Origin of the sequence: Christiangramia qingdaonensis, from assembly GCF_048381525.1 — a bacterium.
GTDB lineage: Bacteria > Bacteroidota > Bacteroidia > Flavobacteriales > Flavobacteriaceae > Christiangramia.
Map to the genome: position 1 here is coordinate 685,374 of NZ_JBLWIM010000012.1, position 26,894 is coordinate 712,267.

Annotated in this window: 29 protein-coding genes; 21 read left to right on the forward strand and 8 right to left on the reverse strand. The window is 39.4% G+C overall.

Going from position 1 to position 26,894, the window contains the following annotated elements; genetic code table 11:
* From ACNI3T_RS08070 to mnhG, 3 genes are all read left to right on the forward strand, one after another.
* On the forward strand, positions 1-466 hold a 466-nt coding region (locus ACNI3T_RS08070), incomplete at its 5' end, for a Na+/H+ antiporter subunit E (RefSeq protein ID WP_418227374.1).
* Entirely contained in the window at positions 463-735 is a 273-nt protein-coding gene (locus tag ACNI3T_RS08075; protein WP_322301353.1) for a monovalent cation/H+ antiporter complex subunit F, read from the forward strand. The genes ACNI3T_RS08070 and ACNI3T_RS08075, both read left to right, overlap by 4 nt.
* A complete protein-coding gene (gene mnhG, locus ACNI3T_RS08080; protein WP_026913951.1) occupies positions 732-1,142 on the forward strand; it encodes a monovalent cation/H(+) antiporter subunit G in 411 nt (136 codons plus the stop codon). Before ACNI3T_RS08075 ends, mnhG begins: the two co-directional genes overlap by 4 nt.
* 7 nt (positions 1,143-1,149) lie before the next feature.
* Here the strand turns inward: mnhG and ACNI3T_RS08085 are convergent, their stop codons facing one another.
* Entirely contained in the window at positions 1,150-1,593 is a 444-nt protein-coding gene (locus tag ACNI3T_RS08085; RefSeq protein WP_322301352.1) for an MgtC/SapB family protein, read from the reverse strand.
* Between the two features lie 32 nt (positions 1,594-1,625).
* On the opposite strand from ACNI3T_RS08085, the gene ACNI3T_RS08090 reads away from it, so the two are divergent.
* The 7 genes from ACNI3T_RS08090 to ACNI3T_RS08120 all read left to right on the forward strand — a co-directional run bounded on the left by ACNI3T_RS08090 (position 1,626) and on the right by ACNI3T_RS08120 (position 8,839).
* The gene (locus ACNI3T_RS08090) at positions 1,626-2,783 is read left to right on the forward strand and encodes an aminotransferase class I/II-fold pyridoxal phosphate-dependent enzyme (RefSeq protein WP_418227375.1); all 1,158 of its coding nucleotides are present in this window, start codon (positions 1,626-1,628) and stop codon (positions 2,781-2,783) included.
* Positions 2,783-3,406 carry a dethiobiotin synthase gene (gene bioD / locus ACNI3T_RS08095; protein ID WP_418227376.1) on the forward strand — a complete coding sequence of 208 codons (624 nt, stop codon included), beginning with the start codon at positions 2,783-2,785 and terminating at the stop codon, positions 3,404-3,406. The genes ACNI3T_RS08090 and bioD overlap by 1 nt, the downstream gene beginning before the upstream one ends.
* Complete coding sequence (gene bioA, locus ACNI3T_RS08100) at positions 3,394-4,686, forward strand: adenosylmethionine--8-amino-7-oxononanoate transaminase (protein WP_418227377.1); 1,293 nt, start codon at positions 3,394-3,396, stop codon at positions 4,684-4,686. The genes bioD and bioA overlap by 13 nt, the downstream gene beginning before the upstream one ends.
* 62 nt (positions 4,687-4,748) lie before the next feature.
* Positions 4,749-5,900: a beta-ketoacyl synthase N-terminal-like domain-containing protein gene (locus ACNI3T_RS08105; protein ID WP_418227378.1), complete on the forward strand. Its 1,152-nt coding sequence runs from the start codon at positions 4,749-4,751 to the stop codon at positions 5,898-5,900.
* Between the two features lie 88 nt (positions 5,901-5,988).
* On the forward strand, positions 5,989-7,080 hold the full coding sequence (gene bioB, locus ACNI3T_RS08110; RefSeq protein ID WP_295177879.1) for a biotin synthase BioB: 1,092 nt from the start codon (positions 5,989-5,991) through the stop codon (positions 7,078-7,080).
* Between the two features lie 14 nt (positions 7,081-7,094).
* Entirely contained in the window at positions 7,095-7,964 is an 870-nt protein-coding gene (locus tag ACNI3T_RS08115; RefSeq protein WP_418227379.1) for a cupin-like domain-containing protein, read from the forward strand.
* A gap of 11 nt (positions 7,965-7,975) precedes the next feature.
* Entirely contained in the window at positions 7,976-8,839 is an 864-nt protein-coding gene (locus ACNI3T_RS08120) for a cupin-like domain-containing protein (protein WP_418227380.1), read from the forward strand.
* Here ACNI3T_RS08120 and ACNI3T_RS08125 read toward each other — a convergent pair.
* The 5 genes from ACNI3T_RS08125 to ACNI3T_RS08145 form a co-directional block, all read right to left on the reverse strand.
* Positions 8,836-9,309: a regulatory protein RecX gene (locus ACNI3T_RS08125; RefSeq protein WP_418227381.1), complete on the reverse strand. Its 474-nt coding sequence runs from the start codon at positions 9,307-9,309 to the stop codon at positions 8,836-8,838. The genes ACNI3T_RS08120 and ACNI3T_RS08125 overlap by 4 nt on opposite strands.
* Entirely contained in the window at positions 9,299-9,499 is a 201-nt protein-coding gene (locus tag ACNI3T_RS08130) for a hypothetical protein (protein ID WP_418227382.1), read from the reverse strand. The genes ACNI3T_RS08125 and ACNI3T_RS08130 overlap by 11 nt, the downstream gene beginning before the upstream one ends.
* A gap of 103 nt (positions 9,500-9,602) precedes the next feature.
* A complete protein-coding gene (locus tag ACNI3T_RS08135; RefSeq protein ID WP_418227383.1) occupies positions 9,603-10,085 on the reverse strand; it encodes a YciE/YciF ferroxidase family protein in 483 nt (160 codons plus the stop codon).
* A gap of 154 nt (positions 10,086-10,239) precedes the next feature.
* Positions 10,240-11,778, reverse strand: a complete 1,539-nt coding sequence (locus ACNI3T_RS08140; RefSeq protein WP_141879263.1) for an Rne/Rng family ribonuclease — start codon at positions 11,776-11,778, stop codon at positions 10,240-10,242.
* A 321-nt stretch (positions 11,779-12,099) separates the two neighbouring features.
* Complete coding sequence (locus ACNI3T_RS08145) at positions 12,100-12,390, reverse strand: HU family DNA-binding protein (protein ID WP_026913962.1); 291 nt, start codon at positions 12,388-12,390, stop codon at positions 12,100-12,102.
* 140 nt (positions 12,391-12,530) lie between these two features.
* On the opposite strand from ACNI3T_RS08145, the gene mutY reads away from it, so the two are divergent.
* The 7 genes from mutY to ACNI3T_RS08180 all read left to right on the forward strand — a co-directional run bounded on the left by mutY (position 12,531) and on the right by ACNI3T_RS08180 (position 21,473).
* Entirely contained in the window at positions 12,531-13,583 is a 1,053-nt protein-coding gene (gene mutY, locus ACNI3T_RS08150; RefSeq protein ID WP_418227384.1) for an A/G-specific adenine glycosylase, read from the forward strand.
* Positions 13,584-13,692: 109 nt separating this feature from the next.
* The gene (locus tag ACNI3T_RS08155) at positions 13,693-14,172 is read left to right on the forward strand and encodes a single-stranded DNA-binding protein (RefSeq protein ID WP_418227385.1); all 480 of its coding nucleotides are present in this window, start codon (positions 13,693-13,695) and stop codon (positions 14,170-14,172) included.
* A 21-nt stretch (positions 14,173-14,193) separates the two neighbouring features.
* Positions 14,194-15,516 (forward strand): gliding motility-associated protein GldE, encoded by a 1,323-nt coding sequence (locus ACNI3T_RS08160; RefSeq protein WP_322301340.1) that lies wholly within the window; start codon positions 14,194-14,196, stop codon positions 15,514-15,516.
* Positions 15,513-16,073, forward strand: coding sequence for a gliding motility lipoprotein GldD (gene gldD / locus ACNI3T_RS08165; RefSeq protein WP_418227386.1), 561 nt, complete (start codon positions 15,513-15,515; stop codon positions 16,071-16,073). The genes ACNI3T_RS08160 and gldD overlap by 4 nt, the downstream gene beginning before the upstream one ends.
* 147 nt (positions 16,074-16,220) lie before the next feature.
* The gene (locus tag ACNI3T_RS08170) at positions 16,221-19,139 is read left to right on the forward strand and encodes a SusC/RagA family TonB-linked outer membrane protein (protein WP_418227387.1); all 2,919 of its coding nucleotides are present in this window, start codon (positions 16,221-16,223) and stop codon (positions 19,137-19,139) included.
* A gap of 10 nt (positions 19,140-19,149) precedes the next feature.
* Positions 19,150-20,475 carry a RagB/SusD family nutrient uptake outer membrane protein gene (locus ACNI3T_RS08175; protein WP_418227388.1) on the forward strand — a complete coding sequence of 442 codons (1,326 nt, stop codon included), beginning with the start codon at positions 19,150-19,152 and terminating at the stop codon, positions 20,473-20,475.
* Between the two features lie 101 nt (positions 20,476-20,576).
* Positions 20,577-21,473, forward strand: a complete 897-nt coding sequence (locus ACNI3T_RS08180) for a DMT family transporter (RefSeq protein ID WP_418227389.1) — start codon at positions 20,577-20,579, stop codon at positions 21,471-21,473.
* A 45-nt stretch (positions 21,474-21,518) separates the two neighbouring features.
* Here ACNI3T_RS08180 and ACNI3T_RS08185 read toward each other — a convergent pair whose 3' ends face one another.
* Together ACNI3T_RS08185 and ACNI3T_RS08190 are read right to left on the reverse strand one after the other, a co-directional pair.
* A complete protein-coding gene (locus ACNI3T_RS08185) occupies positions 21,519-23,585 on the reverse strand; it encodes a M16 family metallopeptidase (protein WP_418227390.1) in 2,067 nt (688 codons plus the stop codon).
* A 20-nt stretch (positions 23,586-23,605) separates the two neighbouring features.
* Positions 23,606-24,928 (reverse strand): M16 family metallopeptidase, encoded by a 1,323-nt coding sequence (locus tag ACNI3T_RS08190; protein WP_418227391.1) that lies wholly within the window; start codon positions 24,926-24,928, stop codon positions 23,606-23,608.
* Between the two features lie 166 nt (positions 24,929-25,094).
* Here ACNI3T_RS08190 and ACNI3T_RS08195 point away from each other — a divergent pair, with 166 nt between their 5' ends.
* The 4 genes from ACNI3T_RS08195 to ACNI3T_RS08210 all read left to right on the forward strand — a co-directional run bounded on the left by ACNI3T_RS08195 (position 25,095) and on the right by ACNI3T_RS08210 (position 26,849).
* A complete protein-coding gene (locus ACNI3T_RS08195) occupies positions 25,095-25,559 on the forward strand; it encodes a DUF4199 domain-containing protein (RefSeq protein ID WP_141878997.1) in 465 nt (154 codons plus the stop codon).
* Positions 25,560-25,675: 116 nt separating this feature from the next.
* Positions 25,676-26,167 carry a 50S ribosomal protein L21 gene (gene rplU / locus ACNI3T_RS08200; RefSeq protein ID WP_322301333.1) on the forward strand — a complete coding sequence of 164 codons (492 nt, stop codon included), beginning with the start codon at positions 25,676-25,678 and terminating at the stop codon, positions 26,165-26,167.
* Positions 26,168-26,192: 25 nt separating this feature from the next.
* Positions 26,193-26,453: a 50S ribosomal protein L27 gene (rpmA, locus tag ACNI3T_RS08205; protein WP_141878995.1), complete on the forward strand. Its 261-nt coding sequence runs from the start codon at positions 26,193-26,195 to the stop codon at positions 26,451-26,453.
* A gap of 102 nt (positions 26,454-26,555) precedes the next feature.
* Positions 26,556-26,849 (forward strand): TIGR03643 family protein, encoded by a 294-nt coding sequence (locus ACNI3T_RS08210; protein WP_418227392.1) that lies wholly within the window; start codon positions 26,556-26,558, stop codon positions 26,847-26,849.
* Positions 26,850-26,894 lie beyond the last annotated feature (45 nt).

Below are 26,894 nucleotides of genomic sequence, written 5' to 3' on the forward strand. Positions count from 1 at the left end.
ATTTCTTTCAAACATATTGCTAACGTTCGTTTGGGTTGCCCTTACGGGTGATTTTTCATTCGAAAACTACCTGTTTGGATTCTTTCTGAATTTTCATATTCTATGGATCATCACTGTTGGGAGAAAGCGAAGTCGTTATTTTCTTATTGTTCCGAAGATCATTTTGTTGTTGCTGAATTTTCTTTACGAACTGGTAAAAGCCAACCTGGAAGTTGCGTATGAAGTGATCACGCCAAGACTTAATGTGACGCCGGGTATAATTATGGTGCCACTGGATGTTAAGTCTGATATCGGGATTACTGTTCTCGCGAATATGATATCCCTCACGCCGGGTACTTTGAGCATCGATGTATCTAATGATAAAAAGGTTCTTTTTGTACATGCCATGTACCTGAAGGATAGAGAGAAATTCATTCGCGGAATCAAGGATGGATTTGAACGTAGAATTTTGGAAGTGCTGTCATGACGTTAGTTGAATATTTACATTATATCATATTACCTGTGTTGGTGATCTCTGCAGTTTTGATACTGTGGAGGTTTATGAAAGGGCCAAGCATCGCAGATAAAATTGTTTCGCTTGACCTTCTCATTACCACCGGGATCGGGATCATTGCGATATACAGTATCATTTACAACCAATCAACCTTGATGGATACTGCTCTAATTCTGGCATTGATCGCATTTTTGAGTACAGTAGCGCTTTCATTTTATCTTGAAAAACGTAAAAGGAAATGATAGATATCATAATAGCCGCCATAGCAACACTGGGAGCCCTTTTCGTTCTTTTAGCAGCGATCGGGATTGTTCGTATGCCAGACACTTATCTTCGTATATCGGTAACTACCAAAGCGGCCACTCTCGGTGTTGGCCTCTTATTACTTAGTTCCACCATATTTTTCAGCAATGCAGATGTGACTTCACAGGCATTTGTTATTATTCTATTCCTGTTCTTAACGGCCCCTGTAAGTGCACACCTTATTGGCCGAGCTTCTTATTTCATAGGAGTTAAACTCTGGGATAAATCGGTAATGGATGAATTGCAAGGTAAATATCAAAAGAACACTCATATCCTAAAAAGTAAGGTAGACGATACTCCTGAAGATAACGTAGATCACAGCAAAATGGATGATGCCGATAAGTAATTAGCAGTTAATCCTTTTTCTCCTCATCCTGTTTATCCTTTTTGATCATTTCGTGTTCAACGTATCCAAAAACGAGATTTATTATCAAAATAAGTCCGCTTATTATCCCTAGTTCTGTATACATCCCGAAACCTGCAAGACATCCGGTAGCAGCACTACACCAGACTGTAGCCGCGGTAGTAAGACCCTGAATTTTCCGCTTCTTTTCCAGAATTGTTCCTGCACCAATGAAGCCAATACCAACAACGATCTGGCCAAGCACCCGAGTGATATCCACCGACTCTTCATTCTGAAACCTTAGAGCCATTAATATAAAGATCGCAGAGCCTAGAGCTACCAGAGCGTTGGTTTTTAATCCCGCACCTTTGCCCTGGATTTCCCTTTCATAGCCAATCACAAGTCCGGCGATTGTTGCAAGTACAACTCTAAGAGCAAATAGTTCCCAGTTCATATTTTATAAAATTCATTGCTTAAGTTTGCCTTATGCAAAAGCTTCCATTAAAATTAGAGAAAAGACTTGAAAAAAGGAAAAATGATAATTCCTTGAGAAGTCTTCCTTTAGCAATTGAAGGTGTAGATTTTTTCTCTAACGATTATCTTGGTTTCTCTTCTTCGGAAGTTATTAGAAAGAGAACTTCAGAGATAATGGAGACACAAGCTTATCAAAATGGAGCTACCGGGTCCAGACTTCTTTCTGGTAATCATCCATTATTCAGTAAAGCTGAAAAGATGATTGCTGAATTTCATGATGCTGAATCTGCTCTTATCTTTAATTCTGGTTACGATGCCAATCTGGGTTTTTTTTCCGCAGTACCTCAGAAGGGTGATTTTATATTCTATGATGAGTTGAGTCACGCTTCTATAAGGGATGGTATTAGAATGAGCCTGGCGAAATCTTATAAATTCACTCATAACAGTCTTGAAGATCTTGATTCCAAACTGCGAAAATTCGATACTTCATCGAATGATTTCCAGGTTTATATAGTGACCGAATCTGTATTCTCTATGGATGGAGATATTCCAGATCTAGAAGGAATAACTAGACTTTCCAAGCAGTATAATGCCTTACTAGTTATAGATGAAGCTCATGCTACCGGCGTATTTGGAGAAAATGGTGTTGGTTTGGTGCAGCAACTTGGTCTCGAAGAAAATGTGTTTGCAAGAATTCAGACCTTCGGGAAGGCGATTGGGAGCCATGGCGCTGCTATCCTGGGAAGTAATAAGCTGAAAAATTATTTGATAAATTTTGCAAGAAGCTTTATTTATACCACTGCACTACCACCACATACCCTTGCTACGATTATTGCAGTTTATGAAAATCTAAAATGGGATGTTGAGAATATCACAAAACTTCGCGCAAATATTAATTTCTTTAAAGCGGAACTTGGTAAGAACGTGCTGGCAAAAAGATTTATAAATAGTGATTCTGCTATACAGAGTTGTATCGTATCAGGTAATGATAGGGTCAAGTCAATTGCTTTGCAGTTACAGGAAAATGGCTTCGTGGTAAAACCTATATTATCGCCAACCGTTCCGCTGGGACAGGAAAGATTGAGATTTTGTCTGCATGCCTATAATTCGAAGCAAGAAATTTCGGAGGTCTTGGAAAGGCTGGCTAACTTTGTGCAAAAATCAAATTAATGCCTTCTCATTATTTTATTACCGGAATTAGCACAGATGTTGGAAAAAGCATCGCGGCTGCTATGATCACTGAAGCACTGGAAGCCGATTACTGGAAGCCTGTACAGGCAGGTGATCTAAATAATTCAGATACTCACAAGGTTGAGCGTTTGATTAGCAATTCCATGACGACCTTTCATAAGAATAGCTATGCTTTGAATAGTCCCATGAGTCCGCATGCTGCTGCTGAAATTGATTCAATAAAGATCGATATAAAGAAGATTAAAAGGCCTAAAACCAATCGCGATCTCGTTATTGAAGGAGCTGGTGGATTACTTGTGCCTTTGAACAATAAAAACACAATATTGGATCTTATTGAAGAAGATGATTGCGTTATTCTAGTTTCAAGGCATTATCTGGGAAGTATAAATCACACTTTGTTAAGTATTGAAATGCTCAGGTCGCGAGGGATAGAAAATATTAAGATCATTTTCAGCGGGAATGAGCATAGAAGTACTGAGCAGGCGATCCAGGATCATAGTGGTATTGAAGTACTGGGAAGAATAGAGCAGGAGCCATACTTTGATAAAAATGTAGTGCTGGAATATGCTGAAATATGGAGGGAGAAATTATGCAAGAAGTAGACATTACATCAAATCTTAAAGAAAGAGACAGCAAGCATTTATGGCATCCGCTTACACAGCATAAAGTTTCTTCAGAAATGCTGCCAATTTCAAAAGCGAGCGGCGTTATACTTACTGACGATGCAGGTCGTGAATATATCGACGGAATCTCATCCTGGTACACTGCAGTATATGGGCATTGCAATCCCTATATCACAAACAAGGTCGCTGCGCAAATGCAGAAACTGGATCAGGTGGTTTTTAGCGGATTCACACACGAGCCGGCCATAGAGCTATCTGAAGCATTGATAAAAATTCTACCTCAAGGGCAGCAAAAACTGTTTTTCAATGATAATGGCTCCACAGCGACCGAGATCGGGATCAAAATGGCTTTGCAGTATCATCATAACCTTGGAAATGATCGAAAAGTGATGCTGGCTTTCGAAAATGGATTCCATGGAGATACTTTTGGCGCAATGTCAGTCTCCGGACTCTCAGTTTATAATGGAGCTTTTGAAGATCATTTTATACGTGTAGAACGTATTCCGGTTCCAGATGGAACTAACAACAAGGCAATTCTTGATCAATTAAAATCTATACTCAGCAAGGAAAATATTGCTGGATTTATTTATGAGCCACTAATTCAGGGGGCTGCAGCAATGAAGTTTCACGATGCTGAGGGCCTGAATGCAATATTGAAACTTTGTCGTCGACATGAAGTTCTCCTGGTGGCAGATGAGGTCATGACCGGTTTTGGTAAAACCGGAACTTATTTTGCTTCAGATTATATTGAAGAAAAACCAGATGTGATCTGCATGTCCAAAGCTCTAACGGCAGGCTTGCTGCCTATGGGGCTAACCTCCTGTAATCAAAAGGTCTATGATGCTTTTTATTCCGATGAAATTGAGAAAGGTCTTTTTCACGGGCATACCTATACTGCGAATCCACTCGCATGTACAGCAGCTCTTGCAGGAATAGAATTACTGACTTCCGAAGAAATTCAGGAGAACATTCAAAGGATTACTGAAAGTAACCAGGAGTTCGTTCGCGAATTGAAGCAAAATCAGCAAGTTCTCAACGCTCGCTCTATGGGTGTGATCCTCGCTTTTGAACTTCATGTGGAAATGGAGCGCTACGGGAATTTGAGAGACAAGCTTTTCAGGTTTTTTATGGATAATGGGCTGTTTTTACGTCCGCTTGGGAATACGATCTATATCGTGCCGCCGTATGTAACTACTGAAGAGCAGATGACATCGATTTATAAATTACTTCAGGAATGCATAGATCAATTTCAGGCGTAAATTAACGCTTGATGAAGTATCCAAAAGAACTATCAATACTATTTTTGCTTTAAAATAAGTCCTTGAAAAACCCAATTTCCATAGACGCCATTGCCAGTATTTCACCATTAGGAAGTTCTGCCGAAGAGATCTGGAGTAATTATCTCCATGACTCCCATCGTTTTAGTAAAAAAACTACTACTGAAAAATCCTGGTGGGCAGGAGAATTATCGGAAGATCTCAATAACGAACTACTAGAGCTTCAGCAGGAAGATTCCAGGTATCGCCATCTGGACCGTTCGGTTTTAATGGCAATTCTCACTGGTCGAAAACTGAAAAATGAACTGGGTTTCAATAATCGTAATTCCGGACTGAACATAGGAAGTAGTCGTGGTGCAACAGAACTTTTTGAAAAGTATCACAAAGAATTTGTAGAGACCGGAAAGGCATCTACCTATAGTTCTCCAACTACCACTTTGGGAAATATTTCCTCCTGGACTGCGCAGGATCTGCAACTGGAAGGCCCAGAGTTTTCGCATAGTATTACCTGTTCTACAGGAATGCATTCAATTTTAAATGCGATCGCCTGGCTGGAAAGTGGAATGCGAGACAACTTTATTGCCGGCGGTAGCGAAGCACCTCTTACAGGTTTTACACTCGCTCAAATGGATGCCATGAAGATCTATGCGCAAAGTGATGATGAATATCCATGTAAATCGCTGGACATGGAAAAGCAAAAGAATAGCATGATCTTGAGTGAAGCTGCAGGATTATTGTCATTAAGCAAAAACCCTTCAGGAGAATCGCAAGCTATTATTCGCGGGATTGGGTATGCCAATGAAGAGTTAAAGCATGGAGCTTCATTATCCCGGGAAGGTTTCTGTCTTCAGAAGAGTATGAAAATGGCAATTAAAGACACTTCCGAAGAAATTGATGCGATCGTTATGCATGCTCCGGGAACCATTGGTGGAGATCTGGCTGAAGTTAATGCGGTGAAAGCGATCTTTGGCGAAGATCAACCAGCAATTACTTCCAATAAATGGAAGACTGGTCATAGTTTTGCAACTTCCGGAATTCTGAATATACAAATGGCGATATTAATGATTCAGCATCAACAGTTTATAACTGTTCCCTTTTCAAAATTTCAGAAGAAACCTACACAATTAAAAAACATTCTGGTGAATTCTGTCGGTTTTGGCGGGAATGCGGTTTCCCTGCTAATTTTTGCAAATTAATATTGTTAGGAATCGCGTTCATAAAACTTATTGCAGCTTTACCCTTTAAAGCTTAGTTTTCTTTATTTTTGAATACAAATCGAATTACATGGCACTTAAACACGACTGGACGAAGGAAGAGATCCTCGATATATATAACAAACCATTTATGGATCTGCTTTATGAAGCTGCAAGCATTCACCGCGAGCATCATGATCCAAATACAGTACAGGTTTCAACTTTACTTTCTATAAAGACCGGCGGTTGTCCTGAAGATTGCGGATACTGTCCGCAGGCGGCCCGTTATCATACAGATCTTGAAGGTAATGATCTTATGAGTGTAAACCAGGTGAAAGCCCAGGCATTGCGCGCTAAAGCTTCTGGAAGCTCCAGAGTTTGTATGGGTGCAGCCTGGAGAAATGTAAAGGATGGTGAAGAGTTCGACAATGTACTCGAAATGGTAAGAAGTATCAATAAGCTGGATATGGAGGTTTGCTGTACGCTGGGAATGCTTACTGAAAACCAGGCAGCAAGACTGGCAGAAGCCGGACTTTATGCTTACAATCACAACCTGGATACATCAGAAGATTACTATAAAGAAGTAATTTCTACCCGTGGTTTTGATGATAGACTTGCTACGATCGATAATGTTCGTAAAACGAATGTGACAGTTTGTAGTGGCGGGATCATAGGAATGGGAGAGAGTCCTGCCGACCGTGCAGGAATGCTGGTTGCGCTCGCGACTCTTAATCCACAGCCGGAATCTGTTCCAATCAATGCGCTTGTTCCTGTAGAAGGAACGCCCATGGAAGAACAGGAGCCAGTGCCAATCTGGGATATGATCAGGATGGTGGCAACAACCAGGATCGTAATGCCAGAAACACAGGTGAGACTTTCTGCTGGAAGAACTCAGATGAGCAGGGAAGGACAGGCAATGTGCTTCTTTGCCGGAGCAAATTCCATTTTTGCTGGAGATAAATTGCTTACAACTCCAAATCCTGATGTAAATGAGGATATGGAAATGTTTAAAATGCTTGGTTTAAATCCGCAAAAACCTTTCGTTAAGAAATCTCAGCCTGAAAGTGTTGCAGCTGAAAATTCTCAATTTCAGAGTCAGAATGAGAAACCAAAATGGTCCCGGCCAGGACATAAGATCGAGCGTAACCTTGAAGCTCAGCAAAAGGCAAAAACGAAGGTTTAATTAACGAATATAAATTGAAACTGGATCTTCAAAATATTCCCAGGCGAAGCAATCTTTCAAAAGAAGATTTTCTCCGGGAATATTTTGAACCCAGAAGACCGGTTATTATTGAAGATCTTAGCCGGGATTGGCCTGCTCATAAAAAATGGAATTTTGATTATTTCAAAGAGAAGGCAGGAGAGATAATCGTTCCCTTGTATGACGGCAAACCCGCCAGCGGTCGTTCTAATTCTCATGGTCCCGCTCAAAAAATACCTTTCAAAGACTATATAGATATCCTAGAGAATGGTCCTACAGATCTGCGGATGTTCTTCTTTAATTTACTTCAGAACTGCCCGGAACTTATTGAAGACTTTGAGTATCCGGAACTGGGAATAAAGTTCTTTAAGAAACTCCCGGTATTATTCGTTGGAGGAGAAGGTTCTAAGGTCGTTATGCATTACGATATGGATCTTGCAAATAATTTCCATTTCAATTTTGCGGGCAGAAAGCGTATTATCCTGTATCCGCCAGATCAAACAGGCTTTTTATACAAGGTCCCCTATTCTATAGTAAGTATGGAGATTATTGATATGGATGATCCAGATCTACAAAAATATCCTGCTTTAGCAAAAGCCCGAGGTTTTGAATGCACTTTAGAACACGGAGATGCTTTGTATATTCCCAGTCACTGGTGGCACTGGGTGAAATATGAAACTCCAAGTTTGTCACTCACGCTTAGATCGCTGCCCACAAAACCATCAGATCTGGGAGAGGTTATATCTAATCTTCTTTTTATGCGGAATTATGATAATTTGATGCGTAAATTGAAGGGTCAGAAATGGATAGACTACAAAAACCGCAAGGCAGTTGAGCGCACACATCGCTATGCCGGTATTAATTGAAGGATGAATTTATGAGACTCGAGAACATACCGAAGGTTAAAACCATTTCAAAAGCAGATTTTGTAAGAGATTATGTTCGACCGCAAAAACCAGTAGTGATCGAACGTTTGATCGAGGATTGGCCTGCTTACGAAAAATGGAATCTTCAATATATAAGAGATATTGCCGGCGAAAAGGAAGTGCCTTTGTATGATGATCGCCCAATTAGTTCAGAATTTAAATTCAATGAGCCTCATACAAAGATGAAAATGCGGGATTATGTGGATCTTCTAAAGTCTGAACCTACGAATTACCGAATATTTCTATATCATTTGATGAAGGAAGTACCTGCGCTTCAAAATGATTTCAAATTTCCGGATATGGGTCTGCGTTTTTTAAAGCAGTTACCTATGCTTTTTTTTGGAGGTGAGAACAGTAAGGTGTTTATGCATTATGATATAGACTATGCAAATATTTTACATTTTCATTTCCACGGAAAAAAACGTTGTATCTTATTTCCACCTTCTGAAAGTAAATACCTATACAAGGTTCCACATGCCTTGATAAGCCGTGAGGATATAGATTTTACGAATCCAGATTATGACAAATTTCCTGCCCTTAAAGAAGCCACAGGCTTCGTTACAGAACTTGAGCATGGAGAAACGTTGTATATGCCTGAAGGTTACTGGCATCATATGACCTATCTTACTGCCGGTTTTTCCATGAGTTTACGGGCAACTCCAAGAACGCTTACCAACTTTTCCAAGGCTATATACAACCTTGTTTTTATGAGGCATTTTGATAATTATATGCGAAAAATACGCGGACAAAAATGGATAGATTACAAGAACGAACAGGCTATTAAAAACACGCATAGCAAAAATAAGATTGACTAAAGTATTTCCTGGATAGAGTCAAAGACAAGGGAAGACTCATAGCCTTTGCGCATTAGATGATCTGCCAGCTTACCTTTTCTTTTGTATTCATTTGGTTCGTTGATCTTCTCAAGTTTCTTTTCAGCAAGTTCGAACAGAGTAGAACGATAATCAGATTCTTTGATCTCGGTAAGTCCCATTTTGATAATAGGTGACGATATTCCTCTTTTCTTCAATTCCTGGGTGATCTTAATACGTCCCCATTTTTTTATTCTGAATTTTCCTCTAACAAAGCTTCTGGCAAAACGTTCCTCATTTAGAAAACCTTCTTGCATGAGTTCTATGATGATCTTTTCCTTTGCGGCGTCGATCATATGCATTTCATTCAATTTGTCTTCTACTTCCTTCTGAGAGCGATCTCTGTAAGCGCAGAAATGCATCAGCTTCTGTAAAGCTTCTTCTACATTATAAGATTTGAATTTATGCTTCATTTCGGGATAAGTATCTTTTCAATTGAAATGCCCAGTAAATGATAGTGATCAACAACCAGATTGAGAATAGTGCAACTTCCGCAGGAATCAAATAATAGGTGTCATATAGGCTGAATGTGATTAGTTCGCCGTAAAATGTGAATCCCAGAATTAGGGTAATACTACTTACAAGAAGTGGGAATTTCCTCATGTTCCAAATATAGAATTTTGAACTCTAATTGCTGAAAAATTAGAAATTCAAACATAAAAAAACCTTCCTGGAAGGAAGGTTCTAAAATACTTGTCTGATTGTACTATTTGGCTTTTTTGTTCAGTCGGCCTTCTGCTAGCTTATCCAGTTTCTCGTCTGCTTTATATTCTTCGTCGAGCGTTTTTTGTAGTTTTTTTGCGATGCTGTTGTAGCCCAGTTCCTTGGCGTAACGAACTACGGTTCCATATCCTGAGATCTCGTAATGCTCTATTCTTTGAGCATCTGCGATTAGACCGGCATCACGTACTTCTTTTTCAGCATCTTCTTTTAGAAATGCTTCAGCTTCAGCAATAAGACCTTTCATGGCTTTGCAGGTTTCACCGGTTGGTTTAATTTCCAGTTCTTTGCAAATTTCTTCCAGGCGTTGTTGGTGTTCCTTGGTTTCTTCAAGGTGTGCTTCAAATGTTTTCTTCAGCTTAGCATCGGTAGCATTTTCAGCCATCTTAGGAAGAGCTTTTAATAATTGGGTTTCTGCGCTGTAGAGATCCTTCAGCTGGTGTTCGAATAGGTCCTTTAAATTCTTCATGATTAATTTTAAATGGTTAATACCATAAAATTAAGTGGAAGAATACATGGCTGTAGTTAAACCAATGCCAAAGAATTGTTGCTCAAATGCCAATTGGCAATTTCAGAATAGGGTATAAAAAAAACGCCTTCCAATTGCTTGAAAGGCGTTCTTGTTATTGGATCACTTTCCCGTCATTATCGTGAAAGTGGTACTCTAAATACGTGTAAGCATCGCGAGGTAAAATTTTCACCCACCTTTTGTGGTCTACAAACCACTTGGAGCGGGGAGATGGAAAGCCTTTAGTTAAAAAGGCTGCAATAAAGGGGTGTGCGCTAAGGGTGATCTTTTTATGATCTTTCTTGATAAGCTTTTCAAGATCGACTTTGATCTTATTCACCAAACTAATTGGTGCCTCGATCTCGCCGTTTCCGTTCGGATTGTCCTCACGGGTCTTGATATTCATTTCAGGCCTTACGCGTTGTCTGGTAATTTGTATCAATCCGAATTTACTCGGAGGTAGAATCTTGTGCTTGGCACGATCATCACTCATTTCGTTACGCAGGTGATCGTAGAGTTTCTTTCTGTTTTCGGCTTTGTTCATGTCTATAAAGTCCACTACAATGATACCACCCATGTCACGCAAGCGTAACTGCCGGGCAATTTCTGTGGCACTTATCATGTTAACCTCTAACGCTGTGTCTTCCTGGTTTTTGGATTTATTGGAACGGTTACCGGAGTTTACGTCAACGACGTGCATGGCTTCAGTATGTTCTATTACCAGATAGGCGCCTTTACTCATAGATACGGTGCGCCCAAAGGAAGTTTTTATTTGTCTCTCGATACCGTGTTTTTCGAAAATGGGTTGATTGGATTGATGCAACTTTACGATTGATTCTTTTTCAGGAGCGATTTCGCTCACATAATCTTTGATTTGCGTATAAAGTGTTTCATCATCCACGCAAATCGAAGTAAACGAATCATTGAATATATCTCTTAACAGTGAAGAGGCTCTGTTCAATTCTCCCAGTACTTTCGACGGGTGATGAGGTTTATACAATTTTTTACACATTCCTGTCCAACGACCAACTAAATTCTGTAGGTCTCTGTCCAGTTCTGCTACTTTCTTGCCTTCGGCTACGGTTCTAACAATTACACCAAATCCTTTAGGCTTGATGCTTTTTACCAGTCTCTTTAAACGTTCCTTTTCTTCTTTGCTTTCAATTTTTTGAGAAACTGAAACCCTGTTTGAAAAAGGTACAAGAACGATATAGCGCCCCGGCAGGGATAGCTCTGAGCTAATCCTGGGGCCTTTCGTGGAGATTGGTTCCTTAACTATTTGAACCAGTAGCGATTGATTGGATTTTAGAACATCGGCAATAGAGCCGTTTTTGTCTATATCCTTTTCAATAGAAAAATTCTTTAAAGAATAATCTTTTAGTTTACCTGTGCTTACACGTTTGATGAACTTTACTAAAGAAGAGATCTGAGGTCCCAGATCATGATAGTGTAAAAAACCATCTTTCTCATAGCCAACATTTACAAATGCGGCATTTAACCCAGGAACAGCTTTTCGAATTTTGGCAATATAAATATCTCCAACATTAAATTTGGTGCTGTCCTCTTCTTTGTTAAGTTCAATAAGTTTTCCATCTTTTAATAAGGCAAAATCTACAGCAGAAGGTTCGGACCGGATAATTAATTCTTTGTCCACACTTCCAGATTTTATATCCATACCTGTAATACTTACAGACACAGATGGATTAAACATTATTTTTTCACAGGTTTTGAATCCTGAAGAAACCTTTGTTGCAAAACTCGTTTGCTGAAGGTTTCAATTTCAAAGAACGATTGTAATTAAATAAAAAAAGTAGTTGTCACACTACTTTTTCTTGTGGCGATTAGCTCTTCTTCTCTTCTTACGCTTGTGCGTAGCCACCTTATGTCTTTTTCTTTTTTTACCACTTGGCATAGTGCAATGTCATTTAAATTAATACTTATTTCTTGGAAAGACCGGGTCGTCCGGTGTTTCAATTTACTTTACCTCAACATTTGATTTAACTCCTTCTACAAAAATCTTTGCAGGTTTAAATGCAGGAATGTTGTGAGCAGGAATTTTAATGGTTGTGTTCTTAGAAATGTTTCTTCCAGTTTTTTCAGCTCTGGTCTTTACGACAAAACTTCCAAAACCACGAAGATACACGTTATCTCCACTTTCTAGCGATGTTTTAACCTCATCCATAAAAGATTCTATAGTAGCTTGTACGTCTGCCTTTTCCATTCCCAGTTTTTCTGAAATGTTTGCTACAATATCTGCTTTCGTCATTTTCGTGCTATTTAAATTTAATTATTGGGGTTCAATTTTTCAAGGGGGCAAATATAAGAATTAAATCTGCAATATTTCAAACCTAATTCACTAATAATAACGGAATAAACCTCTATTATTGCGGAGATTCTTAAATTACTATGGTTTTTTCCAAAAGACTGAAGCAATGGTATTTGCAAAACAAACGCGACTTACCATGGAGATCCACTCAGGATTCCTATAAAATCTGGCTTAGCGAAATAATAATGCAACAAACACGGGTGGAACAGGGCTTGCCTTATTACCTGCGTTTTACTGAAGCGTATCCCAACGTTCATGCCCTGGCGAATGCTCCCGAGCAGGACGTGCTAAAATTATGGCAGGGACTGGGTTACTACTCAAGAGCGAGAAACCTGCACACCACAGCGATAAGAGTTTCTAAAGAACTTGACGGGATCTTTCCAGATAATTATAAAGAACTTAAGACCTTAAAAGGCATTGGTGATTATACAGCCAGTGCTATCGCTTCTTTTTGCTTTAATGAACCGGTTGCGGTCGTTGATGGTAATGTTTACCGTGTTCTGTCCAGGATTTTTGGGGTAGAAACTCCTATTAATAGTACTCCGGGAATCAAAGAATTTAAAGCATTGGCACAGGAACTCATAGATCATAAAGATCCGGCTACTTTCAACCAGGCGATCATGGAATTTGGCGCCATTCAATGCAAGCCTCAAAATCCTTTGTGTGAGACCTGTCCTTTTAATGATGTATGTCTGGCTCTGAAGAATGATCAAACCAAGGAGCTGCCTGTAAAGATTAAGAAGACAAAGATCAGGCATCGATACTTTAATTATGTAGTCCCTCATTACAGGGATGAGCAAACCATTCTTGAAGAACGAACAGGAAAGGGCATCTGGTCAGGACTTTATCAATTTCCGTTGATAGAGACCAATAAGCCAGTTGGTGAAGCAGAGCTTATTGATACAGAGAACTTTCAGGAACTCGTAGGTGATCAAAATTTTGAACTACATATATATAATGAGAAGGAGGTTGTACATAAACTATCCCATCAGCATTTGCATGCAACCTTCTGGACCGTGAATATTGATGCTGAAAGCCTCGAATCCATTAATTTTAATGAGCTGCAGAATTATCCAGTACCGGTGCTTATAGAAAATTTTTTAAATGAGTTCCTTCCGGAGGATTATAAATAGATGCTTGTTTATATCTTTGCTCGTTTTTGACATTGTGGCGAAAAAAAATTAGTATTTTAGAATAAATTTAGTCTTACTAAGCCTTTATTGGCTTCAAAATTATACTGAAATGACAGGTACATTGAACAAGGTAATGTTGATTGGACATACAGGGGATGACGTGAAAATGCATTATTTTGAAGGTGGAGGATCGCTGGGGCGTTTCCCGATTGCTACTAATGAAAGCTACACCAATAAAACAACTGGTGAGCGAGTGACCAATACTGAATGGCACAACGTGGTAGTTAGGAATAAAGCTGCAGAGATCTGTGAAAAATACCTGAAAAAAGGTGACAAGGTTTATATCGAAGGTCGTATAAAGACCCGTAAATGGCAGGATGACTCTGGAAGCGAGCGATATTCTACAGAAATTCATTGTACAGAATTCACGTTTCTGACTCCTAAGAACGAAAGTTCTGCAGAGCCATCTACCGGAAATCAGCAAATGAGTCAGAATAGACCTGCGCAACAACAACCAGCGACACAAAGTCCCGGAAGTAGAAATGAACCTTATAACCAGACAGAAGAAGAGGACGATTTACCCTTCTAAGTTTAACTAAAATTTCAGCCTTTGGATTCGGAACCTCCCAGTTTGCTTTTGTTTCTAGCCTCAATGGGAATTACCCAGCTTATTAGCCTGATAACATTATTCGTGCTATTGTTATGTTCTGCATTGATCTCTGGAGCAGAAGTTGCATTTTTTTCACTTACTCCCGCGAATTTCATTACTGAAGATGGGAAGAGGTCGAAGACACAGAATATAGTCATCAGTCTTCTTGAAAAACCTAAAAAATTACTGGCTACGATTCTTGTAGCTAATAATTTCATCAATATTGCCATTGTCCTCCTTTTCGATAGTCTTACCGATGATATCTTCGGAAGGATGAATACTACATACTTTGGCATTGATCTGCGATTTATATTTGAAGTAGGTCTGGTAACATTCCTGATTTTATTATTTGGAGAGATCCTTCCGAAGGTATATGCCAGCAGAAACAAGGTGCAATTCTCCAATTTTATGGCTTATCCTATCAATGTTCTGGATACGCTCTTTTCGCCTTTAAGTACTCCAATGCGAGCCGTTACCCTCTATTTTCATGATAAATTCGGGAAGCAACGTTCTTTTATAAGTATTGATCATCTTTCCCAGGCGCTGGAACTTACCAGCGAAGAAGATACAACCCGAGAAGAACAAAAAATCCTGCAAGGTATCGTTAGCTTTGGAAATACAGACACTAAGCAGGTGATGCGTCCGAGGATGGACATTTTCGCACTTAATGAAGATAGTCCATACGACGAAATAATTCCTGAGATCATTGAAAACGGTTATTCCAGGATTCCGGTCTTTCGTGAAAACGTGGATAATGTTATTGGGATTCTGTATATAAAAGATCTGTTACCTTATTTAAATGACAAGAAATTCGTCTGGACGAGTTTGCTTCGTGAACCTTATTTTGTTCCTGAGAATAAAAAACTGGATGATCTTTTGAACGATTTCAAAAACAAGAAGAATCATCTCGCCATTGTAGTGGATGAGTATGGCGGGACCAGCGGACTTATTTCCCTGGAGGATATTATAGAAGAGATTGTTGGTGATATTAGCGATGAATTTGATGACGAAGACCTGATCTATTCAAAACTCGACGAAAATAACTTCGTATTTGAAGGGAAAACTCCGCTTAAAGATTTCTACAAGATCACCAAGATCGAAGATCCTACGGTTTTTGAAGATCAAAAAGGAGAGGCAGATACTTTGGCTGGATTCTTACTTGAGATCTCGGGAGGTTTTCCGAAGAAAAATGATGAAATAATATTTTTGAATTATACGTTCTCAATAGAAGTGATCGATGATAAAAGGATCAAGCAAATCAAGCTGAATATTGCTCCTGTATGAGAAAATTGATCTTTATACTAGGCTTATTGTTTTCATTTGGTTCCTGTAAGGACGAGGTACAACCAAAACCAAAAGCTTTCCTGGCGCTGGAATATCCAGAAGCACACTACGAACAGGTGAATATTGGTTGCCCGTACATATTTGAGAAAAACACCAATGCTCGAATTTCGCCTTCAAGAAATAAAATTCCGTGCTGGATCAACATTAATTACGATGCTATGAACGGGGTGATTTTTCTTACATATCAGCCTGTTAGTGATAATCTGGATTCACTACTTACCGATGCTCAAAAACTACCTTTACAGCATACTGTAAAAGCAGATGCCATAGAAGGGGATGTGTATACGAACGACCTGCATAAAACCTACGGAATGTTATATGAAGTAGAAGGTAATGCCGCCTCGCAGGCGCAGTTTTATCTAACAGATAGTACAGATCATTTTATTACTGGTTCTGTATACTTCAATAGTTTACCAAATTATGACTCCATTGTTCCTGCTGCCAATTACCTTAAACAGGATATCAGACATTTAATGGAAAGTCTTCAGTGGAATTAATGCTTTATTAAGATTTCATTAGAAAAACCTCTAATAATATAGTTAAAAATAGCCTATATTGTTAATGTAACTATAAATACATTAATTATGAGGCAATTTTATTTGGTATCTCTCAGATTAATTCTCTTTCTGCTTACCCCAACAATTATGAGTGCACAAGAAGTGCTGGAGGGTAAGACAATTAATGAGGCCACTGGTGAGGTGGTACCTTTCGTTAATGTGATCGAGAAAGGAACCACTAACGGGACCACGAGTGATTTTGATGGTAACTATAGTCTTAGTGTAGAATCTCTGCCTACTACTTTAGTCTTTTCTTACCTGGGCTTTGAGACACAGGAAATCAGGGTGACCTCAAATTCACCTATGACTGTTCAGTTTGTTGAATCTTCAGCTACTCTTGATGAAGTGGTGGTTACAGGTTTGGCGACTTCCGTAAAACGCGCTAATGCGGCAAACGCTGTGTCATCCCTTTCTGCAAGCGAAATATCAGGTAGAACGCCTCCTCCCACTCTTGATGGTGCATTGTATGGTAAATTCGCAGGAGCGACGGTAAGTGCAAATTCCGGAGCGCCAGGTGGTGGTCTTTCGGTAAAACTTCGTGGTGCGACCTCTATTCAGGGTAATACGCAACCACTTTATATTATTGATGGTGTATATATAGACAATAGTTCTATCGCAGCCGGGCTTAATGTAGTATCTGCAGCAGCGGCAGGTGGTAGTGCATCCAACCAGGATAACCCATCCAACAGGATTGCAGATATTAACCCTGAAGATATTGCTAATATCGAAATACTTAAAGGTGCATCTGCCGCAGCCATCTATGGTTCCAGGGCAGCTGCCGGGGTAGTTATCATCACTACTAAAAAAGGTAAGGCAGGAGAAACTATTTTCAATTTCTCTCAGGCTACCGGATGGACAGAAGTAAATAATCTTTTAGGTCTTCGTGACTATAACGAGCAGCGTGTGCGTGATAGCTTTGGCGATGATGCAGCGGCAAGTTTTCTGGAAGCTCAACAGGAAGGAAGGCTCGTGGATTATGAAAAAGAAATATTTGGAGAAAAAGGACTTATAAGTATCACGAACTTCAGTATGAGCGGAGGTAGTGAAAAAACTCGTTTTTATACCGGGATTACTCATAATGACGAGGAAGGTATAGTTAAGGGAACAGGTTATAAGAAAACGTCCCTGAGATTGAATCTTGATCACAGACCAACCGACTTTATCAAGCTTGGACTGAGTTCCAGTTACGCACATTCATCTGCGAACAGGGGATTCTTCAATAATGACAATTCAGGAACTACGATTGGGGTGACACTTACCGGAACTACGCCGTGGCTTGAACTTTTCCCCAATGAGGATGGGGTTTATCCAGATAATCCTGCCGGGGCTTCCAATCCTTTACAAACCAGAGATCAGGTTCGAAATAATGAAACCGTGAACAGGTTCATTGTAGGTGGAACCGCTAATGTTGATATTTATAAAGCTGAAAGTTCTAACCTTGAATTGATCCTTCGTGGAGGTCTGGATTTCTACGGACTCAAAACCAGAGCAATATTTCCTAAATCTTTGCAATTTCAGAAGCCATCAAATGGTGGATTAAATGGGGTTGCGGTTCAGGGTGATACTCAAAATAAGAACTATAACCTTTCAGCTTTTCTGGTGCATAATTATTTTACCGGAAACGATCTCAACTTCCGTACTCAGGCTGGGGTGACCAGAGAAAATTTCGACAGGAATACTCAATTAATTTCTGCCACCGGCCTTGTTGCTTCTGAAACCAATGTAGATCAGGCTGCAAATACTGGCGTTAACCAAACGAGATTGCTTCAGGAAGATTCTGGTTTCTTTGTTCAGGAGGAAGTGAATTTTCAGGATAAGGTAATTGCAACTGTGGGTCTTAGAGGTGATAAATCTTCTAATAATGGTAATGCGAACGAATTGTATTATTATCCAAAAGCATCTGTAGCGGTAAATCTTAACGAATTCGGATTCTGGAATGAAAACAGTCCGTGGAGTCAGTTTAAATTAAGAGCAGCATACGGAGAGGCTGGTAATTTCCCACCATTTGGCGCACTTTTTACTTCATATAATACTTTTTCTACAGATGGATTACTTGGAATTAGTTTAATTGGAGTGCGAGGAGATCGTAATCTTGAATCTGAAAGACAGAAGGAACTCGAATTTGGTACAGATGTAAGCTTCTTTAACAACAGACTTAATTTCTCTGCTACCTATTATATCAAAACTATTGAAAATCTAATTCTTCAGGCGGCATTGGAACCTTCATCAGGATTTACCAGTGAATTCGTAAATGCCGGGGAGTTAAGAAACCGCGGTATAGAATTAACGCTTGATGCGGTTCCTGTTGCTACGGAAGATTTTACCTGGAATCTGGGCGTAAATTTCTACAAGAACACTTCAGAAATTACCAGGCTTGATGTAGATCCTTTTAATATTGGAGCTTTTGGAGCAACCTTAGGAACTTTCAGAATTGAAGAAGGATCGAGCGCCACACAAATAGTTGGGATTGGACCAAACCCTGGAGAGAACGGATTTCAGAAGTTTGGAGATGCCGAACCAGATTTTCAAATGGGTTTCAACTCTCAATTGATCTATAAGAACTTCGACCTCTCCTTTGTTTGGCAATGGAAAAATGGTGGTGAAAATGTGAATCTTACGACCTTGTTGACCGACCTTAATGGAACCAGTCACGATTATGATACCGTAGATCTCGATCCAGACGGTCAGGTTGGAAACGGACCTTACCGGGTGAGTCAGCTAGGATCATCTGCTGAGGTTTTTGTAGAAGATGCCTCTTATTTGAGAATGCGTGAGCTTGGTTTATACTATAATATTCCTGCGGAAGTTTATGACGATTTCCTGAATGGCACTATAGATAATATCAAACTTGGATTCTCGGGTACCAACCTTATCAATATTTTTGATTATAACAGTTATGATCCTGAAGTATCCAACTTTGGAGCTAACGGAATTTTTACCGGGGTTGATGTTACACCATTCCCTTCTTCGAAAAGATTTCTTTTTCACTTAGCAGTTAATTTTTAATACGTAGATGATGAAAAATACATTAACTAAAATATTCATACTCTTCTTTTTAATTAGCGGTTTTCAGGCTTGCGATGTTGAAGAGTTTTCAGATCTTAATAATCCGGAAGTAGACGCTTTTCGGGACAATCTAACCAGAGGTGATCTTCAGGATTTAGTTGGCGGTGTGCTTTACAGCATGCGTGTTAGACTTGGTACTTACTATGATGATCTTGGTGTGATAGGCCGTGAATACTGGAGATTTTCCAGTTCAGATCCTCGGTTTACTGCAGATCTTCTTGGAAAAGAGAACGCGGTACTGGATAATAATACCTTTTATATTACCAATCCATGGGCGGCAAGGTACAGAACAGTCAAAAATGTGAATTTGATCCTTGAATTTATAGAAGGTCAGGACGTTTCAGCTCAATTTTCAGACTCAGAGATTAGCGCAACCAAAGGTTTTCTAAAGACTGTAAAAGCCTATGAATTACTGCTGAATTTAAATCTAACCTATCAAAATGGAATTAGAATTGATGTAGCAGATGAAAATAATTTGGGACCTTTCTTAGGTTATGATGCAGCGTTGACTGCTATTAGAGCTTTACTTGATGAGGCGGCTGGAGATCTCCAGAATGGCGGGGATTCCTATCCATTTACGCTCACATCTGGATTTTCAGGCTTCAGTACTCCTCAATCTTTCCTGGAAGCAAACAAAGCAATTGCAGCGAGAGTAGCCGCCTATCAGGAAGATTTTCCTGCGGTACTGGATTATCTGGAAGATAGTTTTCTCACTTTGGATGCTTCCATGCTTGATGAGGGTATTTACTACAACTTTAGTGCAGATCAAACAGATATCCTTAACCCATTATTCTTTCCTGTCGAAGCGACTACTGCAGGAGCAAGGATCGTGCAGCCAGATTTCGTGACCGATGCTGAGGATGGAGATGAGCGTCTCAATAAAGTTGCCCAGCGAAGTGAACCTTTAACCTTCGATTTTCTAACAGGAGATTATGCGGTTTTCAGATATACTTCTAATATAGATGCGATCCCTATCATAAGAAATGAGGAGCTTATCCTACTTTATGCGGAAGCGAATATTTATCAAAATCCTTCTGAAGCTGTAGAAGCTTTGAATCTAATAAGGAATTCAGCAGGACTGGATGATTATGATGGTGATACTTCTGAAACTTCTCTTATTGATGAGATGCTTATGCAAAGAAGATATTCGTTGTTTGCTGAAGGTCATCGCTGGCTGGATGTGCGCAGGTATGATCGTTTGGACGAGTTGCCTACCGATAGGGAAGGGGATGATGTATTTGAGCAATTTCCGATTCCGCTTACAGAAAACCAGTAATATTGCTGATTTTAGATATAGACCATCCCGCACTGCGGGATGGTTTTTTTGTGTTTTCATAAGATTTAAAAATTATCTTCGCCGGACTAAAATTTTCAGTTTTGAAAAACATCAAGTGGATCTATCTTATAATCCTTTCTATTGTTTGGGGTAGTTCCTTTATACTTATTAAAAAAGCCCTTGTAGGATTGAGTCCTTTGCAAGTTGGGTCTTTCAGAATCATATTTGCAGCGCTGTTTCTAATATTTGTAGGTTTCCGAAGTTTGATGAAACTGAATGGGAAACAATGGAAATGGATCGTAATTTCAGGATTTCTGGGATCATTCTTTCCGGTATATTTCTTCGCCTTTGCTGAAACCGAAATCGATAGTGCCATCGCTTCCATACTGAATGCGACCACTCCCTTATTAACTTTGATCGTAGGAGCTGCTTTCTTTCGAGCGGTAGTTACACAAAATAAGATCACCGGCGTGATTATTGGCCTGCTAGGAACCTTCGGACTCATCCTTAGCGGGGCGAGTATTAATCCAGATCAGAATTACTTTTATAGTCTGCTGGTGATTATGGCAACGACATGTTACGCTGTAAACGTGAACATTCTTAAGACTAAGATGAGTGATATAAGTCCGCTTGGAATTACCGCAGGGAACTTTTTTGTGCTCTTATTACCAGCACTCTTGATCCTGTATTTTTCAGGATTTTTTGAACAGGAGCCTATTACTACTAAAGTTGAATTATCGCTCGTTTACGTAGGAATACTGGGCGTCATTGGAACAGGGGTGGCAATGATCATTTTCAATAAATTGATACAGATCTCAGATCCTGTGTTTACTACCTCAGTAACTTATACCATTCCGGTGGTGGCTCTTGGTTGGGGAATGTTGGATGGAGAGATCTTTAGTTTCTGGCAGTTAGTTTCAGCAATGGTGATACTGCTGGGTGTATTCATAGTGAATCGCTCAAGAAATATTATCAGAAGAAGAAATAGCAACATATAAAAAAAGCCCCGTTTCCGGGGCTTTCATATTCTTCAGAAGAAATAATTATTCTACAGAGAAATCTGCATCTTCTACTCCTTCGTTTACCATAATCTCTGAAACTTTAAATTCAAAAGATTGCGGTCCCATACTTTGTGAGATAGTGAAAGGGAATTTTACTCCTTTTACTTCCTGATAATCACTATACCCAGTCGGAATGCTCATTGTCTGACCTCCCTGGCTAACTGTCTTTACAGACTGTACTTTTAGTCCGCTGTCTACAGCATAGTAATTTTTTGTAGTCTCATCTGCACTTACTACGTAAGCATCTTTACCGTCTACCTGCTCGATCCCTTCGATCTTCGCATCACCAACAGTAAGCTCAGGAAATGCATTTGCATCTGTCTTGGCAGCTTTGATCTGGTCTTCGTTGTATGGCATTTTCTGTCCCATCTGCATTACGAAACCTTTGTCACCATTGAATACCTGCTTGCTTACAACCTGACCACCCATAGTTACTTCCTGGCTTAACTTTCCAGCAGCAGTTCTAGTCATGTCAAGTCCAAGTTCTCTACCCTGAACATTTGCACTGGCGATCATTTTTACAGTTTCGATACCTTCAACAGCCTCACGACCACCAATAGCGTCAATATACTTGTTATATACCTTCTCAACGCTCATATCAGCATCGACTTGCTTTTGCTCTGGCTTTTCAGTCTTCTCACCAAATCTGTTATAGTAATTGATCGGGTAAGTTTTGCCATTATAGGTCATCTTCTCAAGATTCTCCAATACATCTGCACCTTTACCTGCGATCACGATTCTTGAATTATCTGCAAGGAAATACTTCTTTGCAACACGTTGAACGTCTTCTTTAGTAACCTTGTCGATTCTCTCTAGATACTCTTCGTAGAAATCATCATTTAGATCTTCGGTTTCTATTTCCATGGCGAAATTCGCGATTGTTGAAGGTTGCTCTAATGAAAGAACGAAATCTCCAGTGATCTTAGCCTTGGCATTCGCCAGTTCCTGATCAGTCACCATTTCGTTTCTCATTTTGTAAACCTCGTCCAGAAATGCTACTACAGAGCTATCTGTAACCTCATTTCTTACACTGGCACTGGCTACGAAAGTTGAAGCATATTTATCATTCCCGGTGCTTGAGTAAGCGCCATACGTATAACCTTTGTCTTCACGAAGGTTAAGGAATAATCTTGCTTCACCACCTCCACCAAGAATCTTGTTAGCTACAAGAACCGGGAAGTAATCATCATCCTTTTTCTTAAGATTGATGGTATTTACAAGAGCGATTTCAGACTGTACAGCGTTTGGCATATCAATAAAGTTGATCTCTGTTTGCTCTACATTAGAAACTGCAGGCATTTTAGCTTTCGGAGTCGCTTTGCCTGTCCATGAAGAAAAGTTCTTTTTTACAAGATCTTTTACTTCATCTTCATCTACGTCTCCAACAACTACCAGGTAGGCATTTTTTGGAGAGAACCATGTTTTGTAGTAAGATTTCACATCCTCCAGTGTTACTGCATTTACAGTTTCTTCCGTAGAGAATTCACCGTAAGGGTGATCTTTACCATAAGCTAAGGCAGAGCGAACTCTACGTGCGTTGTAAGAAACATCCTTTTCGCTGCTTTTAAGTCCGTCGATAGTTCTTGCTTTAGACTTGTCGAACTCTTCCTGGGTAAATTCTGCGTTGATCATTCCGTCTGCCATTAAAGCAAGCACATCAGGAAAGTATTTGGATAGTGTATTTGCATTAGCTCCACCAGCGTAAAAATTTAGACGTGCACCAAGGAAATCAACTTTCTCATTGAATTCATCTTTAGACATGTTCTTGGTTCCGGTTCCAATCAGGTCACCGGTAATTCCGGAAACACCCGCTTTGGAACCTTCAGCATGAGGAGCATTGTCAAATCTAAGAGACATGGCAACTCGTGGTAATTTATTATTTTCCACGATCATTACCTGCATTCCATTATCAAGCTTGAAGGTTTCAGGTTCGTCCACATTTACTTTTGGGGCAGGACCCGGTTCGGGCATCTGACTGCGGTCGATCTGAGCTGAAACTCCAACTGTTAGCGTTGCAAACGCTGCTAGAGTTAGTATATTTTTTCTCATTGTTTTCAATTTTTTAATTATTATTCCGGCTGTTCGCTGGCTGGTAAATACTCAAGCACTACTCTTTGGTTAGGCTTTAAGTATTCTGAAGCAACTCTTTTGATGTCTTCTCTGGTGATATTTCTGTAAATATCGATTTGATCGTTGATAAGATCAGTATCTCCATAAAGAAGGTAGTTTCTTGCAAGAGAGTTTGCAATACCTGCAATACTGGAATTTGAGTTTACAAAGTTGTTCTCTGCTTTGTTCTGTAGCTTCTGAAAATCTTTTTCAGTAATAAGCTCACTTCTCAATTTAGCGATCTCTTCCTCAATCTCTGTGTTTAAAGTCTCAAGTTCTGTTTCTCCCTGCGGAATACTGAAGATAAGGTACATCCCGTAATCTTCCTGCTCCAGGTTGAAGGCTCCAACCTGAAGTGCCTGCTTCTGCTCATCTACTAGTTTCTTGTAAAGTTTCGAGCTGTTACCATCACTAAGGTAGTCAGAGATCATGTTTAGTACATAAGAATCCTTTTCAGTAAAAGCCGGAGTTCTGTATCCAATTACTGAAGCCGGGATCTGGATGTTTGAGTCATAAGACTTCGCATTGATCTGCTCTGTAATGGGGTCTTCTTTCGGGAAATTTCTGGTTACTTCATCTCCTGAAGGAATTGGACCAAAGTAATCCTGGATCATTTTCTTGGTCTCATCGATCTTAATATCACCAGCAACTACCAATACGGCATTGTTAGGTACGTAATATTTATCGAAGTAAGCTTTGAACTCATCTAAGGTAGCCGCATCAAGATCTTCCATATAGCCAATGTTCGGATCCTTGTAAGGATGATTTTCGAACATATTCTCCTGCATAGCTGGTAATAAGTTACCATAAGGAGAATTATCCATACGTAGTCTTCTTTCCTCTTTTACCACTTCATTCTGAGTATCCACCCCTTTCTGACCTATAATTGGGTGTAGCATTCTTTCAGATTCCATCCATAATCCTAATTCAAGATTGTTTGAAGGGAATACTTCGTAGTAATAGGTTCTGTCCTGGCTGGTATTAGCATTATTGCTACCACCATTCGAACTAACGATTTCGAACCACTTTCCGTTTGGAATGTTTTCGGTTCCTTCAAATAACAGGTGCTCAAAAAAGTGAGCCATCCCGGTTCTTCCGTCTTCACGGTCTTTTCCACCCACATGGTACATAACAGATGTGGTCACAACAGGAGCAGAGTTATCCTTATGCAGGATCACGTGCAGCCCATTGTCTAAATCATACTCAGTGAATTCTACTTCCTGAGCGAATCCTACGATTCCTATCAAGAAAAAGCAGAATAACAGTCCTAGTTTGTTAATCATTTTTTAAGGTTTTTTTCAATTGCCATTATTAGTTTGTACAGCTCTGAAAATGTTACATTAAAATCAGCTTATTATCGAGATTATGCGAAATGTGTTAAAATTAACAAGCTATTAAGGCAATAAACGCTGTAATTTTAGGAAATTTACGTCTAAAACCAACTTTGCTATGGGTAAATTCAGTATTCCTATTAAATACGGTGTCGCTGTTGCCGCCGGTCTTATTGCTTATTTTCTAATTCTTTCATTATTCGATGCTCACAATCAGCCAATTTATAGCTTATTCAATGGGGTGATCATGGCTTACGGGATGTTTGAGGCTGTTAAGCATTATAGACTTCATAAAGGAAATAAATTTAAATATCAAAAAGGCTTTATGGCCAGTTTGCTAACGGGCTTTAATGCAACTATTATATTCACGATCTTCTTCGGAGTTTATTCTACGGAAATTAATCCCGGTTTTTTAGATGATCTAATTACGGTTTGGATTACAGATTACAACACCAGTATTGGTGTGGTACTATTTGTTGTAGCTGTAATGGGATTTGCTACGAGTTTAGTTCTTACCCTGGCGTACATGCAATTATTTAAAGATTCATGGAATACGAAGGAAGCGAAGAAGCACACGCTATAATCAATTCTGAAATAGACAAAAACCTTTGTCAATTAATTAATTAGAATTATATTTGCACCCGCTTGCGTGAAAACGGAAGTGATTTTATTAAGTATTTATATAACTAATTATACGCTATGTACGCAATTGTAGAGATAGCAGGGCAGCAATTTAAAGTTGCAAAAGACCAGAGAGTTTATGTTAATCGCCTAGCAGGTAAAGAAGGAGACAGTATCTCTTTTGATAAGGTACTTCTTACTGCAGATGGAGATAGCATTACTGTTGGCGCCCCGGCTATAGAAGGAGCTTTGGTTGGAGCAAAGATCAACCGTCACCTTAAAGGAGACAAAGTAATCGTTTTCAAGAAGAAAAGACGTAAGGGTTACAGAACCAAAAATGGTCACAGACAGGCACTCACTGAAATTCTTATCGAAGGTATCGATCTTAAAGGTGGATCAAAATCCACTTCAGCTAAGAAAGAAGAGCCTAAGAAGGAAACTAAAAAAGAAGAATCTTCAAACGATCTAAGTCAGAATACAGTTGCAGAACTGAGAGAAATGGCTAAAGAAAAAGGTGTTGAAGGATATTCTTCAATGAAAAAAGCAGAATTAATTGCTGCATTAAGCTAGTTTAAACTACTAAAAACGAAATAAGATGGCACATAAAAAAGGAGTTGGTAGTTCCAAGAACGGTAGAGAATCAGAATCGAAACGTTTAGGCGTGAAGATCTTTGGTGGACAAGCTGCTGTTGCGGGAAATATTATCGTAAGACAAAGAGGTACTGCTCACCGTCCAGGTGATAACGTATACGCTGGAAAAGATCATACTTTACATGCTAAAGTTGACGGACTAGTGAAATTCACTAAGAAGAAAGATGATAAATCTTATGTTTCTATCGAGCCATTTCAGGCATAGTTAGATTCAAATTATATAAGAACCCTCTTCAGAAATGTAGAGGGTTTTTTATTTCCTGCAAATAAATTGTTTAATTTTGAAGCGTAAACAATAAACATAATTATGATCGCAGAAGAATATGAATTAGATGAGAGGCAGATAGATCGAATAATCGCCATGGCCTGGGAGGACAGAACTACCTTCGAAGCTATCGAATTTCAATTCGGTTTAAAAGAAGATGAAGTTATCAGGTTCATGCGTGAGCAAATGCATCCAAGAAACTGGAGAAAATGGAGAGCGAGGGTTCAGGGTAGAAAGACAAAACATGAGAAGCTAAGAAGTGATCATGTAAGCAGATTCAAAAGTAGAGCTCAGCGTCAAATCACTGGTAATAGAATTAGCAAGAAGAAATATTAAAATACAGAAAACAAAAAATCCCCGGGACAGCGGGGATTTTTCAAA

Coding starts and splice junctions, on each gene's coding strand:
- mnhG (WP_026913951.1), top strand. CDS start 732: ATGATAGATATCATAATAGCCGCCATAGCAACACTGGGAGCCCTTTTC.
- rpmA (WP_141878995.1), top strand. CDS start 26,193: ATGGCACATAAAAAAGGAGTTGGTAGTTCCAAGAACGGTAGAGAATCA.
- bioD (WP_418227376.1), top strand. CDS start 2,783: ATGCCTTCTCATTATTTTATTACCGGAATTAGCACAGATGTTGGAAAA.
- ACNI3T_RS08075 (WP_322301353.1), top strand. CDS start 463: ATGACGTTAGTTGAATATTTACATTATATCATATTACCTGTGTTGGTG.
- ACNI3T_RS08120 (WP_418227380.1), top strand. CDS start 7,976: ATGAGACTCGAGAACATACCGAAGGTTAAAACCATTTCAAAAGCAGAT.
- ACNI3T_RS08125 (WP_418227381.1), bottom strand. CDS start 9,309: ATGAAGCATAAATTCAAATCTTATAATGTAGAAGAAGCTTTACAGAAG.
- ACNI3T_RS08185 (WP_418227390.1), bottom strand. CDS start 23,585: ATGAGAAAAAATATACTAACTCTAGCAGCGTTTGCAACGCTAACAGTT.
- ACNI3T_RS08135 (WP_418227383.1), bottom strand. CDS start 10,085: ATGAAGAATTTAAAGGACCTATTCGAACACCAGCTGAAGGATCTCTAC.
- ACNI3T_RS08155 (WP_418227385.1), top strand. CDS start 13,693: ATGACAGGTACATTGAACAAGGTAATGTTGATTGGACATACAGGGGAT.
- bioB (WP_295177879.1), top strand. CDS start 5,989: ATGGCACTTAAACACGACTGGACGAAGGAAGAGATCCTCGATATATAT.
- ACNI3T_RS08090 (WP_418227375.1), top strand. CDS start 1,626: ATGCAAAAGCTTCCATTAAAATTAGAGAAAAGACTTGAAAAAAGGAAA.
- ACNI3T_RS08210 (WP_418227392.1), top strand. CDS start 26,556: ATGATCGCAGAAGAATATGAATTAGATGAGAGGCAGATAGATCGAATA.
- ACNI3T_RS08145 (WP_026913962.1), bottom strand. CDS start 12,390: ATGACGAAAGCAGATATTGTAGCAAACATTTCAGAAAAACTGGGAATG.
- ACNI3T_RS08190 (WP_418227391.1), bottom strand. CDS start 24,928: ATGATTAACAAACTAGGACTGTTATTCTGCTTTTTCTTGATAGGAATC.
- rplU (WP_322301333.1), top strand. CDS start 25,676: ATGTACGCAATTGTAGAGATAGCAGGGCAGCAATTTAAAGTTGCAAAA.
- gldD (WP_418227386.1), top strand. CDS start 15,513: ATGAGAAAATTGATCTTTATACTAGGCTTATTGTTTTCATTTGGTTCC.
- ACNI3T_RS08170 (WP_418227387.1), top strand. CDS start 16,221: ATGAGTGCACAAGAAGTGCTGGAGGGTAAGACAATTAATGAGGCCACT.
- ACNI3T_RS08175 (WP_418227388.1), top strand. CDS start 19,150: ATGAAAAATACATTAACTAAAATATTCATACTCTTCTTTTTAATTAGC.
- ACNI3T_RS08130 (WP_418227382.1), bottom strand. CDS start 9,499: ATGAGGAAATTCCCACTTCTTGTAAGTAGTATTACCCTAATTCTGGGA.
- ACNI3T_RS08085 (WP_322301352.1), bottom strand. CDS start 1,593: ATGAACTGGGAACTATTTGCTCTTAGAGTTGTACTTGCAACAATCGCC.
- bioA (WP_418227377.1), top strand. CDS start 3,394: ATGCAAGAAGTAGACATTACATCAAATCTTAAAGAAAGAGACAGCAAG.
- ACNI3T_RS08195 (WP_141878997.1), top strand. CDS start 25,095: ATGGGTAAATTCAGTATTCCTATTAAATACGGTGTCGCTGTTGCCGCC.
- mutY (WP_418227384.1), top strand. CDS start 12,531: ATGGTTTTTTCCAAAAGACTGAAGCAATGGTATTTGCAAAACAAACGC.